This is a genomic window from Kitasatospora sp. CM 4170, assembly GCF_032110285.1.
Classification (GTDB): Bacteria; Actinomycetota; Actinomycetes; order Streptomycetales; family Streptomycetaceae; genus Kitasatospora; species Kitasatospora aburaviensis.
Map to the genome: position 1 here is coordinate 4,401,742 of NZ_CP134877.1, position 14,102 is coordinate 4,415,843.

Genomic DNA, 14,102 nt, shown 5'->3' on the forward strand with positions numbered 1-14,102 from the left:
CGATCAGGCGACCGGCTGGATGAAGCCCTGCTCGGTGAGCAGCCGCAGCGACTCCGGCACCCGGTCGCGCAGCACCACGCGGTCCTCACCGAGCAGCTGCGCGATGGCGTCCACGATCTCGCCGGCCGACAGCGTGCCGTCGCAGACCCCGACGAACCCGGCGCCCACCGTGTCCACCTTGGTCGCACGCCGCATGCCGCGGTTGTGCCGCAGGATCACGTGCTCCGGGTCCTCCGCGCCGGGCTCGCCGACCTGCTCCTGGACCACCTCGTCGGCCAGCACGTACCGGGCGGCCAGCAGCCCCGCGTCGTCGTGCGTCCGCAGGAAGTCTTGCCGGTCGAACCACTCCTCGATGTGCGGGCCGAGCGGCTGCTCGACCGGGTGCGGCCACTCCTCCACCCGGACGGTCGGCCGCTCGGCGCCGCTCGCCCGCAGCGTGATCCACCCGAAGCCGATGCCCTCGACCCGGCCCGCCTCGAAGGCGTCCAGCCACTCCCCGTACCGGGCCTGGTAGTCGCCGCCGGGGCCGCGGTGGTCGCCGCCGTCGCGCAGCCACAACTCGGCGTACTGGGCCACGTCCTGGACCTCGCGCTGGACGATCCAGGCGTCCAGGCCGGTGCCCGCGACCCAGCCGGCCAGCCGCTCGTGCCAGTCCTCACCCTTGACGTGCTGCCAGTTGGCCAGCAGCTGGCAGTAGCCGCCGGGCTCCAGGTGGTCGGCGGCCGAGCGGACCAGGTTGCGGCAGAGGTCGTCGCCGGCCATCCCGCCGTCACGGTAGGTGAACCGGCCGGCCGGCGAGATCACGAACGGCGGGTTGGAGACGATCAGGTCGAACCGCCGCTCCCCGACCGGCTCGAAGAGGCTGCCGGCAGCGGTGTCGGTGTTCTCGAACCCGGAGAGCGCCAGGGTCAGTTCGGTGAACCGCAGCGCCCGTGGGTTGAGGTCGGTCGCGGTGACCCGCTGGGCGTGCCGGGCGGCGTGCAGCGCCTGCACGCCGGAGCCCGAACCGAGGTCGAGCGCCGCCCGGATTGGTCGACGCACGGTGATGTTGGCCAGCGTGGTGGACGCGCCCCCCACGCCGAGCACCAGGTCCCGGCGGGCCACGCCGTGCGCGGTCTCGCCGGAGCCGATACCGCCCGCGCCGCCGACCGCGCAGCCCAGGTCCGAGACCACCCAGGCGTCCGAACTGGGCAGGCCGGCGACCTCGTTGGCGTACGGGCGGACGTCGACGGTGGCGCGCACCAGATCGCCGTCCGGGCGGAGCCAGCCGTCGGCCAGGCAGTCCTCGACCGGCAGCGCGGCGGCGGCCGCCTTGTACGGCACGGGCTGCTGCAGCAGGAACAGCCGCACCAGCGTCTCCAGCGGGCTGCCGCCGCGGGTCGCGCGCAGCGCCGGGACCGCCTCACTGCGGGCCAGCGCCGCATAGCCGGTGGGCCCGAGCAGGTCGAGGCAGCCGTCTGCGGTGAACGAGGCGGCGAGCAGCGCCTCGCGCAGCTTGGCGAGGCGGGTCGGGTCGAGAACGGGGCTACTGATCACCCCGCCATTGTCCCCCGGCCGCCGCCCGCGCTCCCCCGCTCGGCCGGCCCGTCGGCCTGCGGTCCGTCGGTCTGACCGTCTGTATGCAGCCGTCGGCCTGACCGTCTGCCGTTGCGGCGGCTCGGTCGATCGGGTCCCGGCTGATGTCGCGGGCCGGTTCCTCGGGCGAGCCGACCGGGGAATCGGCCCGCGAGGGCTCGACTCGCGAGGATCAGCTCGCCGTGGGGGCCGGGGTCGTCGCGGAAGCGGCCGCCGGGGTGGTGGCCGCGGGGGTGGTGGCAGGTGCGCCGGGCGCCGAGCCGGACGGGGCCGGCGTGGCGGCCTGGTCCGTCGCTCCCGGCGCCGGGGAGCCGGTGGCCGGCGAGCCCGTGGCCGGGGAACCGCCGGCGCCGGCGGTCGGAGCCGCCGCGGCCGAGCCGGGCTTGCAACCCTCCTGCTTCGCCATCGCGGCACCGAGCTCGCCGCGCTGCAGCTTGGCCTGCGCCTGGGTGGAGAGCGAGGCCAGCTGCTGGATCTGGTCCGCCACGCTGCGGAGACCGTCCGCGAACTTCGACTGGTCCGCGTTGGACACGGCGTCCAGCTTCTTCTGGACCTCCAGGTAGCCGTCCGCCGCCTTGTTCAGCTCGGCGACGGTGTCCTTCTGGATCGTCGCGCCGTCGTCCACCTTGGGCGCCCCGGCGGAGTCGATCGCCGCGGCGATGTCCTGGTTGGTCTTGGCCAGACGCGCGATGTCCGCCGAGAGGCGCTTCTGCAGGTCGGCGGGCGCCTCGCCGGTCTTCACCTGACCGGTGTCCGCGAGCGCGGTCTGGGCCTGGGCGATCGGGTCCTTGGCCGCGCCGCAGACGTTCGCCGCCCAGGACTCCAGCTGCTTGGTGTTGTCGTCGCCGCAGCCGACGGCGCCGAACGCGAGCAGCGCGCCGAGCGCGGGTACGGCCAGCAGTCGCTTGTTCACCGGGAGAGGCCTTTCGGTTTCGGTCGTCTTGGGTCGTCGAACTGCGAACCTACACGGCCGCCGACGGACCCCCGGTTCCCGCTCCCGCTCCTCCACCGACCGCCGGCGCCCGGCCCCGGGTCCGGGCCGGGTCCCGCCGGGGTCCCGGGCAGGTCCCGGCCCGGTCCGAGGACGCGGGACCGCGCCGGTTCGGAGGAGCGGAACCGGGAACGGCCCGGGGATGCCTCCGGAACCGCGCGCGGTCAGGCCCGGAGAGGCTCCGATCAGGCGCGCTCGACGCGGATCGGGTCGCCCGCACGGACCGTCCGCAGCACCTGGGCGTCCCCGTCCAGCGCGCCGAGGACGTTGCACGGGCTCGCCAGCCGGCATTCGTCACCGCGCGAGATCGGCGTCGGCCCGTAGGGCAGCGCGAGGCTGTCGCCGTCCGTCCAGAACGCGACCGTGCCCGGCTCGACGACCTGCCGAGCCCCTCCCTCGCGCGGCACGCTGACGGGCGTGCCGAAGTAGACCTCCTCGCCCCAGAGGCTCGCCGACGAACTGATCGGAAGCGCGTCCCAGAGCGCCTCGCTCGTGGGCGTGGGGTCGAGCGCGGCGGTGGCCTGCCCGGCCGGCCACAGAATGCGGATCCGCATGGCTTTCCTCTTCCGCGACAGATCCGATCTTCGATCGGACCCGGTCGTGCCGGAAGCAGCGAACCGCCAGGCTCAACAATTTGTCAACACGTTCCCGGGGAATGGACCCGTGGAACACGTGAAGAGGCAGCCGCGTGCGAGAGCGAAAGGCAGCACGGGCGCAGTCGCGAACGCACCGTCGCGAACGCAGGCGCGAGCAGCGTGCGGACGCCGCCGAACCAGCAGCCGTCCGAGCGCAAGTTCTGGACATGAGGGTCGCGCGCGACCACCCCGGTGAGCGGAGAGCGCCTCAGACCGTGACGGCGTCGACCGAGACCGGCCAGCTCATCCGGATCACGCCGCCCTCGGCGCCGTCGGCGACCTCCAGGTCCTCGACCAGGCCGGTGATCACCGCAAGGCCCAGGGTGTCCTCGTCCGGATCGGCGCCCTCTGCCGCGGCGTGGGCCGGGGCGGTGGCGGGGCCCGCCTCGTCCTCGACCTCGATGAGGAAACGCTTCTCCTCGTCCTTGAGCGCCACCCGGACCGTGCCGGTGATCCCACCGCGCTGGTGCAGGCCGACGGCACGGGAGCAGGCCTCGCCCACGGCGAGCCGCACCTCGTCGAGCACCGACTCGTCGACCCCGGCTCGTCTGGCCACGGCCGCGGCGACCAGCCGGGCCGTACGCACGTGCTCGGGAAGCGCACTGAATCGAAGTTCGACGGTTGCCATCATTCCCCCTCGGGGTGTCCGACCGGGGCCGGGCATGCGGCCCCTATGAGCCGGCACCAACCGGCTCGGAGGCGGCCGGGACAGCCGGGGCCGAACCGCGGCCCCGGCACGCCGGACGCATGGATCGGGCGGGCCGGCCCGGAGGCCGGCCCGGCCACGTCAGTCGGTCGAGTTGACCGCGTCGTCCACCGAGGTGTGGATCGGGAAGACCTTGGTCAGGCCGGTGATGCGGAAGATCTTCAGGATGCGCTCCTGGTTGCACACCAGCCGAAGCGAACCCTCATGGGCACGCACGCGCTTGAGACCGCCCACCAGCACACCGAGGCCGGTCGAGTCGAGGAAGTCCACGCCCTCCATGTCGACGACGAGGTGGTAGTTGCCGTCGTTGACGAGCTCGACCAACTGCTCACGCAGCTTCGGGGCGGTGTACACATCGATCTCGCCGCCAACCTCGACGACCGTGCGATCGCCGACTGTACGGGTCGACAGGGACAGGTCCACGGAACCTCCAGCACCTTGCCTTGCTACGTCATGTGCGATCTCCGGCCGGACAGCCGCAACCGCATGGTCGCGAGCCCGGGCGCGCCAGCCAACACGCGGCAAGCCTCGGCGCTGCGACCCACGGCCGTACGGCCGTCACGGCCACATTCAACCACCTGCGACCATGCCCGCACGATGGCTTACAACGATTCTCCGTCACGCCGGTGACACACTGGGTCCCCATGCCGCCCCGTCACAGCCTGCCCGAGGCACTGCTCGCGACCCTGTCCGCCACCCGGGGGCGGTCGGACCGGCTCACCCATACGGAGCACCTTCCCGCCCGGCCTGCCCGTTATTCGCCGTGGCCCGACTCGATCCGTCCGGAGGTCGTGGCCGCCGCCCACGACCTCGGCGTGGAACAGCCCTGGGCGCACCAGGCGGAAGCCATGAACCTGGCCAAAACCAGCCATTCCGTGGTGATCGCCACAGGAACCGCCTCGGGCAAGTCGCTCGGCTATCTGGCTCCGGTCCTGAGCGATCTGCTGGACGGCACCGAGGCCCGGAACGGACGCGGCGCCACCGCGCTCTACCTGGCCCCGACCAAGGCGCTCGCCGCCGACCAGCGCCGCCGCGCCGCCGAACTCGCCCCGCCCAGGGTCCGCGCCGCGCTCTACGACGGCGACACGCCGCCGGAGGAACGCGAATGGGTGCGCCAGTACGCCTCGTACGTACTCACCAACCCCGACATGCTCCACCGCGGCATCCTGCCCGCCCACGCCCGCTGGTCCACCTTCCTCAAGACGCTCCGCTACGTGGTCGTCGACGAGTGCCACAGCTACCGGGGCGTGTTCGGCTCACACGTCGCCCAGGTGCTGCGTCGGCTGCGCCGGATCTGTGCCCGGTACGGCTCCTCCCCCACCTTCCTGCTCGCCTCCGCCACCACCGCCGACCCGGCCGCCACCGCGCGCCGGCTGACCGGGCTGCCGGCCCGGGCGGTCACCGAGGACGCCTCACCGCGCGGCCCGATGGTCTTCGGCCTCTGGGAGCCGCCGCTCACCGAGAACGTCGGTGAGCACGGTGCCCCCGTCCGCCGGACCGCCACCGCCGAGGCGGCCCACCTGCTGACCGACCTGGTCGAGCAGCAGACCCGCACCGTCGTCTTCGTCCGCTCCCGCCGGGCCGCCGAGCTCGTCGCCCTCCAGACCCAGGACCAGCTCGGCAGGCCGCTCGCCGACCGCGTGGCCGCCTACCGCGGCGGCTACCTCGCCGACGAGCGCCGGGCCCTCGAACGTGCGCTGCACACCGGCCGGCTGCTCGGCCTCGCCTCCACCTCCGCCCTCGAACTCGGCGTCGACATCTCCGGCCTCGACGCCGTCCTGATGGCCGGCTACCCCGGCACCCGGGCCTCGCTCTGGCAGCAGGCCGGCCGGGCCGGTCGCGAGGCCCAGGGCGCGCTCGCCGTCCTGATCGCGCGGGACGACCCGCTGGACACCTACCTGGTGCACCACCCGGAGGCCCTCTTCGCCACCCCCGTCGAGGCCACCGTGCTCGACCCGGACAACCCGCACGTCCTCGCCCCGCACCTGTGCGCGGCCGCCGCCGAACTCCCGATCACCGACGCCGACCTGGAGCTGTTCGGCCCGTCCACCGGCCCGCTGCTGCCCGTCCTTGAGCGGCGCGGGCTGCTCCGCCGACGCGGCGGCTCCTGGTACTGGACCCGCCGCGAACGGGCCGCCGACGCCGTCGACCTGCGCGGCAGCGGCGGCAGCCCGGTGCAGATCGTCGAGGCCCCGACCGGCCGGCTGCTGGGCACCGTGGACGCCGCGGCCGCCCACACCACCGTCCACACCGGCGCCGTCCACCTGCACCAGGGGCGCAGCTACCTCGTCCGGGAGCTCGACCTGGAGACGTCCGTCGCACTGGTCGAGCCGGCCGACCCGCCCTACACGACGGCCGCCCGGGACATCACCTCCATCTCCGTGCTCTCCACCGACACCTCGATCGACTGGGGCGAGGGACGGCTCAGCTTCGGCTCGGTGGAGGTGGTCAACCAGGTGGTCGGCTACCTCCGCAAGCGGATCTCCACCGGCGAGATCATGGGCGAGACCAAGCTCGACCTGCCGCCCCGCACCCTGCGCACCCGGGCGGTCTGGTGGTCCGTCACCGAGGACCAGCTCCTCGACGCCGAGATCCCGCCCGACCAGTTGCCCGGCGCCGCCCACGCCGCCGAGCACGCATCCATCGGCCTGCTGCCGCTGTTCGCCACCTGCGACCGGTGGGACATCGGCGGCGTCTCGGTGCCGCTGCACCCCGACACCGGACTGCCCACCGTGTTCGTCTACGACGGCCACCCCGGCGGGGCCGGCTTCGCCGAGCGCGGCTTCCGGCGCGCCGTCCAGTGGCTGACCGCGACCCGGGAGGCGATCGCGGCCTGCGAGTGCGAGCGCGGCTGCCCGTCGTGCGTGCAGTCGCCCAAGTGCGGCAACGGCAACGACCCGCTGGACAAGGCGGCCGCCGTCCGGCTGCTGGACGTCCTGCTCGCCGGCGCCCCGACGGCAGAGGACGGACGTACCGACGAGGAGTCGAACCCGGGCAAGGGCGGCACGCCCGCACCGGACGGTGCGGGCGGACCGAACGGTGTGGCCGGACCGGACCGGCTTGGCGAGCCCCGCAGGGCCGGCGAGGCGGACTCGTCGGACGAGCCGGACGGCGAGGCGTCGGCCGCCGGAGAGGCACTGGGCGACGGAGAGGGCTCGACGGGCGGACAGGGCTCGACGGGCGGGCCCGGCGGCCCGGAGAGCCGGAACCGGGCAGGCGGGCCCCGGGAGCCAGGTACCGGGGGCTCATGAGCCGCCCACCGCGCTGAGGTCCACGCCCGCTTCGGCCCCGGCTGGAGCGGGCGCCGCGCGAACCGGGCCGGCCCGGGACCGGGCGCGGGCCGGCCCGACCGGCAACCGCACCGGTACTCCGGCGACCGGGACTTCGGCCACCACCTCGACGGCATCCGCCTCCCGGTCGACCGTGCAGGACACCACCGTGGCCCGCTGCTCAGCAGCGATGCCGACCGCCCACGCGCACCCGCCGTCCGGATCCAGCAGCAGCCGGTCGGCCGCCGCGAGGGCGGCGAGGTCCGCGGCCGCCTCCGCCCGGTGGCGGGCGCCCACCACCGCACCGACCGCGAGGGTCGCGGTGAAGGCCGCACACCCGAGCACCGCGAAGGCGACCAGCCAGACCGTCGCCGACCCCGCGTCGGGCCCCCGCCCCCTCGCCGCCACAGGGCGGGTCCGGAGCCCCGCCGCCCGACCCGCTGCCCGATCCGCTGCCCGCCTCAGCGGGCCGACGGCCGGTCCTCTGCTCAGGCCGGCCACGAGCCACCACCACCTCCTCCAGGCCCGGCACCGGCACCGGCACCAGCGCCGCTGCCACCGCTGCCACCGCTGCCACCGCTGCCACCGCCCAGGGTGTCCTCCCGCGCGGCCACGGCGGCCGCGCCGAGCCGCACCGAGAGCAGGGCGGCGAGCCCGCCCGGAGCCGCCGACCGCGCCTCGACCGTGACCCGCACGGTGTCGGCCCCGGCATCGATCCGGACGGCTGCCCCGGCCGGGGCAGCCGAGCGAGCGACGGCGACGGCGACGGCGTCCGCCTCCCCGCGCGCGGCCGCTCTGGCCCCCGCCCGTGCGGCGTCCACGCAGCGGAGCTGTGCGCCCGCTGCGAGCACACCCCAGACCAGCATCGCCGCGAGCAGCACCAGCGCGGGCAGGGCCACCGCCGTCTCGGCCGTGGCGAACCCCGCGTCGCCCCGGCGCCGGGCCCACCGCCCCCTGCGCCACCGCCCGGCGTACCGGCCGGCCCGGGACGCCCGCCGGGCCGGCCGACCGTCACGTCGCATGGAGCGCCCGGTCCAGCAGGTCGGTCAGGCTGCCGATGACGGCCGCGCTGGTCACCACCTTGTAGAGCCCGGCGGCCAGCGCGCACGCCCCGAGCGTCCCGACGGCGTACTCCGCGGTCGTCATCCCGGCGTCCGACCGCCCCCTGCCGTCGCGGGAGCTCCTGCACCCGAGTGCCCGCCGGACCCGGCCGACCAACCAAGCGCCACGCCGTCGGCGCACTCCGAGCGGACGGCGGTGGCGGACTCCGCCGGCCGGATTGGGCATCGTGACTGCGGTCATGAGTTCTCTCCTCGATCGAAGACGATGATTCGGTGTCGGCCCGGCCGACGAAGGACTGCGCCCACAGCACGGCCGCTCACAGTGCCTGCGCGAAGCGGGAGGTAAGGCCGAGGACCACCGGCACGACGCTGATCAGCACGAATGCCGGGAGGAAGCAGAGCCCGAGCGGGGCCGTGGCCAGCACCCCGGCCCGGCGGACCCGGGCGTGAGCCGTGCGGACGGCCTCCGACCGCCTCCCGTGCGCCAGCCCGGTCAGCGGTTTCGCCGCCGGTGCACCGCTGAGGCTGGTCCGCACCAGGCAGCGGGCCAGCGGCGCCAGCACCGGGTGCTCCTCACCCAGTCGGACCCAGCAGACCTCCGGCGGTGCGCCCAGGGCCAGCTCGGCCGCGATCGCCACCAGCCGCGGTCCCATCGGAGCGCCGACGCTCCGGCCGACCGCTGCAACCGCCACGGCCGGCGAAGCGGCCGAGCCGAGGCAGGCGGCCAGCAGCTCCGCGGTGAGCGGGAGCTGCCGGGTCAGCTGCTCGTCCTCCAGCACGGCCCGGCGTTCTGCCGGCGACCGCGGCCTCGGCAGCCACCGGTACAGCCCGGCGGCCACCACCACACCGACCACCAGCCCTGCCGCGCCTCCGAGCACCGTCGCCGCGACCAGTCCGGCGCCACCCGGCACGACGGCCCGCCGTACGCGCTCCGCGCCGCCGGCCTGCGGCCCCGGCCCGCCTCTGCCCGGCCCGCTTCCAGCCGCCCAGCTGCTGCCAGGTCGGCTTCCGTCCGGCCCGGACCCGTCCGCCCCGGCACCGCCGCGGGCCCAGGGCCGACGGCCACGGGACCGTCCCACGAGCGGCCGCCGGGCCCGGTCCGACGCCCGGCTCCCCGCCCGGAGCCAGGCCACCGCCCGCCGCTGACCCGCCCACCGGACCGCCGTCCGGGGCAGCAGGAGCGCCCCGGCGGTCACCACCGGCACCAGGGCCGCGCTGCCCGCACCCCGGATCACGCCGACATCACCTCCGTCCGGGATGCGCCGCCCGGCAACCCCGAGCGGGTTCCGGTCCGCGAGATGCCGCACCGCCGGCCCTCGCCGTCACGGCCCCGCCCACGACGCAGGCCCGTACCCGCGAAGGAGCCCGAATCCCGGCCGGCACCCTCGGCGGCCGCCGGTCCAGCGTCCACCGGCGCCTCCATGGCCCCACGCGACGCGGCCCGGACGATCCGCGCCGTCCACACCAGACCGAGCCCCTCCAGGACCGCGCCGCCCAGCAGGCAGGCCAGCCCGGCCGGGGTGTGGAGCAGGACGACGAGCGGACCGGCCCCGAGCGCCGCGCCGAGCAGGAGCCCCGCAATCGGCAGCGCCGCCAGGACAGCGACCGTGGTCCGCGGCGCGGCCAGCTCGGCAGTGATCTCCTCGGCCAGCACCTGCTCGGCGCGCAGCGCCTCCGCCACGCCGTCCAGCGCCGTCGCCAGTCCCGATCCGCCGTCGGCGGTGACCCGCCAGCAGGCGGCGATCGCCGTGGCCCCGCTGCCGCCCGGAAGCTCCGCGAGCAGGTGGAAGGCGAGCGGGACGTCCCCGCCGTACCAGCCCGCGGCGAGCCGCGCCACCGGCTCCGCACCGATCCGGTGCAGCGCCTCGCGGTCCGCCGCCAGGCGGGTCGTCGCGAGGTGCAGCGCCTGCTCCGGTGTCGCCCCACCCCGCAACTCACCGGCCAGCCCGGCGCAGAGGTCCACGACCGCGGCGGCCCGTCGCCGGGCCTCCTCCTCCGTGGCACGGCGCTGCCGCCGACGCCGCAGCGGTACGAAGGCCAGCGCAGCGGCCAGCACCGGGACGGGCGATCCCGTCGCCCACGCGGCGGCCAATCCGCCAGGCACCAGGAGAAGTTCGGGGGTCAACCGGTCGTGCCGGCCGTACCCGCCCCGCAGCTCGCCCCCGGGCGCTGCGCCCGCCCCGGACCTCAGGGAGCCGCCCCACCGCCGCGCACCCGGGGGTCGAACGCCCGGCCACCACGGTCCCGCCGCCCAGCGCGCACCGCGCCCCGCACCACCTCCTCCGCCGCCACCTCCGTCACCCCCACCGCCACTGCCACCGCCACCGCCACCCCGGAAGCCATCGCCGCCTCCGGCCAGCACCAGCCGGCACCTCCGCGACCCGCGCGCCGCCGGTTGCAGCAACCACCACCCGGCGAACGCCACCACGACGAGCACCGCCGCCCAGCACAGGGACAACTGATCACGCGCCATGTCACGCACCTCCCTCTACGACCAGACCCCGATCAGGCCTCTCGATCAGCTCCGTCGTTCCGACTCCCCGCCCGATTCCCCACCCGGCCGCCCGCCCCGGCGTCCGAGCAGCAGCAGGGCTCCCGCTGCGCACCCGCAGACCACGAGGCCGAACACCGCCTCGACCAGGCTCGGCATCACGGCGCCCGGTCCGCGGCCGTCACGCCCCGCGCCGCCAGCAGCCCGGACAGCCGCTCCCAGCCCGCACCGCGCACCGTGCTGCCGTCCGCCGCGAACTGCACCGCCGGTTCGGTGACGGCCAGGCCGTCGCGGTCGCCGGCCAGCGTGTGGATCTCGGCGACCCTGCGCCGCCCGGTGACCGGCTCCCGCACCAGGTGCACCACCAGGTCGAGTGCCGCCCGGAGCTGGCTGTGCAGGGCCGACCGGTCCAGCCCCGCGAGCGAGCCGAGCGCCTCCAGCCGGACCGGGACGTCCGCCGCCGCGTTGGCGTGCACAGTGCCGCACCCGCCCTCGTGGCCGGTGTTCAACGCGGCCAGGAGGTCGGACACTTCGGCTCCGCGGACCTCCCCGACCACCAGCCGGTCGGGGCGCATCCGCAGGGCCTGGCGGACGAGGTCGCGCAGGGTCAGCTCGCCCAGCCCCTCCTGGTTGGGCGGCCGGCTCTGCAGCCGGACCACGTGCGGGTGGGCCGGGCGGAGCTCGGCCGAGTCCTCGACGACGACGATCCGCTCGTCCGGTCCGGCCAGCCCGAGCAGGGCCGACAGCAGCGTGGTCTTGCCCGTGCCCGTCCCGCCCGAGATCAGCAGGGACAACCGCGCGCGCAGGATGCCCGCCAGCAGCCCGGCGCCGGCCTCGGGGACCGCCCCGCCGGCCACCAACTCGCCGAGCGTGAACGGGCGGGGCCGGCAGACCCGCAGCGAGATGTGGGTGCAGCCGGTCGCGATCGGCGGCAGCACCGCATGCAGGCGCGTCCCGTCGGGGAGCCGCGCGTCCACCCAGGGCCGCGCGTCGTCGAGCCGCCGCCCGGCCGCCGTGGCCAGCCGGTGGGCCAGCCGCCGGACCGCCTCGGCGTCGGCGAATCGGACGCCGACGGCCCGCCGCAGCCCGCCACCGCGGTCCACCCAGACCTCGTTCGGGCCGTTCACCAGGACGTCCGTGACGTCGGGCGCCGCCAGCAGCCGGTCCAGCGGGCCCGCACCCACCAGCTCGGCGCGCAGCGACCGCACCGTGTCGAGGACTTCGTCGCCGCCGAGCGGCGGCCTGGTGGCCCGCAGCACCGCCGCGACGGACCCGGCCGTCGGCGGCGCCCCGGATTCCGCCAGCCGGAGCCGCACCGCGTCCACGAGCGCCGCGGTGCGCTCCTCCCGGGCCGTTCGCCCGTAGGGGTTCGGCTCCGGGCCCGTACGGCGCCCGGGCGGCTCGTCGACCGCCGTGACGCTCCTGAGCCACCGGTGCTCCCGCGCACCCTCGGCCCGGCCACCGGCCGTCGCCCCGTTGCACGTTCTGCGCAGACGGACCATCAGTAGACACCTCCTCCGACCGCCGGCACCGGCGGCAGCACCTCGTCCAGGAATGTTTGGCAGAACCGCGCCAGCGGTCCGTTCTCGCGGATTCCGGGCGGCACGCCCTGCTCCACGTCGGCGGCCAGGCCGGGCTCGCCCTCCAGGACGCCCGCGAGCTTCAGCCGCAGCCCGCGGGCGATCCGGTGGGCCGGGAGTCCGAAGGGGCGCAGCGGGCGCACCACGACCCGCAGGTCGTCGAGCCGCATCCGGGCGCAGGCCGCGACCCGGTCGGCGGCGGCCACCGCGCGCAGCTCGCCGGGGACCACCAGCAGCGCCGTGTCCGCCTGTTCCAGCGCCTGGCCGGCCGCCGGATCGAGGTGGCGCGGGACGTCCACGACGACCAGCCCGCCGCGCCGCCGGGCGGCGGCGAGCACGCTGCGCATGGCCTCGGGCGGCACGGCGAGCATGTCGCCGCGGTCCCAGGAGAGGCAGGAGAGCGCGGTCAGCCGCTTCAGCACCGGTAGCGCCTTGGCCAGTTCGGCGCCGCTGACCCGGCCGCGGGCCGCGGCCAGGTCGGGCCAGCGCAGGCCGCCGGCCGTCTCGCCGCCGAGCAGGATGTCGATCCCGCCGCCCAGCGGATCGCCGTCGACGAGTATGGTCCGGCGGCCCGTCCGGGCGGCCGTGACGGCGAGCGCGCAGGCCAGGGTGGAGGCGCCGGCACCGCCGCGGCCGCCGAGGACCGCGACGGTGAGCGCGGGTGTGCCGACGCCCTCGGCCGCGTCGGCGATCCGGTCGAGCAGCCACGCCTCCGCATCGGGCAGGAACAGCACGTGCTCGGCGCCGAGTTGGACGGCTCTGACCCAGACGCCGGCGTCGTCGAGGTCCAGCCCGAGCAGCAGCACGCCGGTGCGGCGGGGCATCGCCGCGCACCGCTCGGCCTGGTCATCCCCGACCAGGACCAGCGAGGAGCCCTCCCAGAGGCCGCGCGGCGGCGGGGCGCCCCTGATCAGCCGGGGTTCGGTGCCGGCGGCCGCACAGAGCCGCAGCAGGTGCTCGGCCAGGGCCTCGTCTTCGGTGACGACCAGCGGCCCCGTCTCCGGGCCCTGGGCGGCGGTGTGGCCGGCGATCGGCGTCGACATGGCGCTCTCCCCTCTACGGGCGCCCGTCCGCGCGAGGCGGTCCGGGACGCGTCCGGATGGTCCCGGCAGGCGGCCGGCCGGGACACCTCGCGAGGAGGCCCCGGCAGCCGCTGCCGTGCACCACGGTGGGGGGAGGTGCGGATTCCGTCATCCAGGTTCCGAATCCCTGTGGATAACTCGGGGTTGTGGATAACAACGTTCACCCGGGCGGGGGGCTATTGAGCAAACAATTGACGGAAAGGCCTCACCGGGGAGAACCGCCCGGCCGGGCCCCCGCCCGGCAGCGGGCCCGCCGACGCCCGGAAGGGCACCCCGGCGTGTCCCCTCCGACCACCGCTCACCGGCCTCTTCGGACACTGCCCGCCAGTTCTTCCGGCGGTCCTTCGGGGGCGCTCCGCCGCCTCCACGCGGGCATGCCGAAGCGGCCGGCCACCATGTGCAACCGGCAACGCAGAGTGACGAACGCGGGTCGGCGAATCCTCGACCCGACACCCCCTGTAGACCACCGCCCGGAGCGGCGCGCCATCCGCACTCAGGCCGTTCAAGCCCTGAAAATGGCCCCGGACGTGCGACGACCCCCGCCGGGGGGGAGAGCGGGGGTCGTCTATCCACAGCCCGACTCGGGGGGGAGGAGCCGGACCGGGTTAGCACGGTCGCGAACGATCCGTGACTTCCATGGTGTACCCGAGCGGCCAGAAACACAAACCCGCACGCCCACGAGTACGCCGAATGGCGGCCCGTTTTGCGGCGC

13 protein-coding genes are annotated in these 14,102 nt (G+C 75.9%); 1 reads left to right on the forward strand and 12 read right to left on the reverse strand.

The features are described from left to right. Nucleotides 1-3: 3 nt before the first annotated feature. From RMN57_RS18570 to bldG, 5 genes are all read right to left on the reverse strand, one after another. Entirely contained in the window at nucleotides 4-1,536 is a 1,533-nt protein-coding gene (locus tag RMN57_RS18570; RefSeq protein WP_313764476.1) for a methyltransferase, read from the reverse strand. A gap of 211 nt (nucleotides 1,537-1,747) precedes the next feature. Continuing rightward, nucleotides 1,748-2,488 carry a small secreted protein gene (locus RMN57_RS18575; RefSeq protein ID WP_313764477.1) on the reverse strand — a complete coding sequence of 247 codons (741 nt, stop codon included), beginning with the start codon at nucleotides 2,486-2,488 and terminating at the stop codon, nucleotides 1,748-1,750. Nucleotides 2,489-2,751: 263 nt separating this feature from the next. After that, nucleotides 2,752-3,120 carry a cyclophilin-like fold protein gene (locus RMN57_RS18580; protein WP_313764478.1) on the reverse strand — a complete coding sequence of 123 codons (369 nt, stop codon included), beginning with the start codon at nucleotides 3,118-3,120 and terminating at the stop codon, nucleotides 2,752-2,754. A gap of 289 nt (nucleotides 3,121-3,409) precedes the next feature. After that, the gene (locus tag RMN57_RS18585) at nucleotides 3,410-3,829 is read right to left on the reverse strand and encodes an ATP-binding protein (RefSeq protein WP_313764479.1); all 420 of its coding nucleotides are present in this window, start codon (nucleotides 3,827-3,829) and stop codon (nucleotides 3,410-3,412) included. 159 nt (nucleotides 3,830-3,988) lie between these two features. Next, nucleotides 3,989-4,330, reverse strand: a complete 342-nt coding sequence (gene bldG / locus RMN57_RS18590; RefSeq protein ID WP_148644090.1) for an anti-sigma factor antagonist BldG — start codon at nucleotides 4,328-4,330, stop codon at nucleotides 3,989-3,991. A 221-nt stretch (nucleotides 4,331-4,551) separates the two neighbouring features. On the opposite strand from bldG, the gene RMN57_RS18595 reads away from it, so the two are divergent. Further along, nucleotides 4,552-7,158, forward strand: a complete 2,607-nt coding sequence (locus RMN57_RS18595) for a DEAD/DEAH box helicase (RefSeq protein WP_313764480.1) — start codon at nucleotides 4,552-4,554, stop codon at nucleotides 7,156-7,158. Here RMN57_RS18595 and RMN57_RS18600 read toward each other — a convergent pair. From RMN57_RS18600 to ssd, 7 genes are all read right to left on the reverse strand, one after another. Further along, nucleotides 7,153-7,584, reverse strand: a complete 432-nt coding sequence (locus RMN57_RS18600; protein WP_313764481.1) for an Rv3654c family TadE-like protein — start codon at nucleotides 7,582-7,584, stop codon at nucleotides 7,153-7,155. The genes RMN57_RS18595 and RMN57_RS18600 overlap by 6 nt on opposite strands. A gap of 80 nt (nucleotides 7,585-7,664) precedes the next feature. Further along, complete coding sequence (locus tag RMN57_RS18605; RefSeq protein WP_313764482.1) at nucleotides 7,665-8,198, reverse strand: TadE family type IV pilus minor pilin; 534 nt, start codon at nucleotides 8,196-8,198, stop codon at nucleotides 7,665-7,667. Next, nucleotides 8,188-8,478, reverse strand: a complete 291-nt coding sequence (locus RMN57_RS18610; protein WP_396327938.1) for a DUF4244 domain-containing protein — start codon at nucleotides 8,476-8,478, stop codon at nucleotides 8,188-8,190. Before RMN57_RS18610 ends, RMN57_RS18605 begins: the two co-directional genes overlap by 11 nt. 76 nt (nucleotides 8,479-8,554) lie before the next feature. Then, nucleotides 8,555-9,148 (reverse strand): type II secretion system F family protein, encoded by a 594-nt coding sequence (locus RMN57_RS18615; protein ID WP_313764483.1) that lies wholly within the window; start codon nucleotides 9,146-9,148, stop codon nucleotides 8,555-8,557. Between the two features lie 320 nt (nucleotides 9,149-9,468). Then, nucleotides 9,469-10,341 (reverse strand): hypothetical protein, encoded by an 873-nt coding sequence (locus RMN57_RS18620; protein WP_313764484.1) that lies wholly within the window; start codon nucleotides 10,339-10,341, stop codon nucleotides 9,469-9,471. A gap of 545 nt (nucleotides 10,342-10,886) precedes the next feature. Beyond that, on the reverse strand, nucleotides 10,887-12,230 hold the full coding sequence (locus tag RMN57_RS18625; protein WP_313764485.1) for a TadA family conjugal transfer-associated ATPase: 1,344 nt from the start codon (nucleotides 12,228-12,230) through the stop codon (nucleotides 10,887-10,889). Beyond that, a complete protein-coding gene (gene ssd / locus RMN57_RS18630; RefSeq protein ID WP_313764486.1) occupies nucleotides 12,230-13,351 on the reverse strand; it encodes a septum site-determining protein Ssd in 1,122 nt (373 codons plus the stop codon). The genes RMN57_RS18625 and ssd overlap by 1 nt, the downstream gene beginning before the upstream one ends. Nucleotides 13,352-14,102: the final 751 nt, after the last annotated feature.

Excerpts from the sequence above, each read along its gene's own strand:
- RMN57_RS18595 (WP_313764480.1), top strand. The coding sequence starts at position 4,552 with ATGCCGCCCCGTCACAGCCTGCCCGAGGCACTGCTCGCGACCCTGTCC.
- RMN57_RS18580 (WP_313764478.1), bottom strand. The coding sequence starts at position 3,120 with ATGCGGATCCGCATTCTGTGGCCGGCCGGGCAGGCCACCGCCGCGCTC.
- ssd (WP_313764486.1), bottom strand. The coding sequence starts at position 13,351 with ATGTCGACGCCGATCGCCGGCCACACCGCCGCCCAGGGCCCGGAGACG.
- RMN57_RS18605 (WP_313764482.1), bottom strand. The coding sequence starts at position 8,198 with ATGCGACGTGACGGTCGGCCGGCCCGGCGGGCGTCCCGGGCCGGCCGG.
- RMN57_RS18610 (WP_396327938.1), bottom strand. The coding sequence starts at position 8,478 with ATGACCGCAGTCACGATGCCCAATCCGGCCGGCGGAGTCCGCCACCGC.
- RMN57_RS18625 (WP_313764485.1), bottom strand. The coding sequence starts at position 12,230 with ATGGTCCGTCTGCGCAGAACGTGCAACGGGGCGACGGCCGGTGGCCGG.
- RMN57_RS18585 (WP_313764479.1), bottom strand. The coding sequence starts at position 3,829 with ATGGCAACCGTCGAACTTCGATTCAGTGCGCTTCCCGAGCACGTGCGT.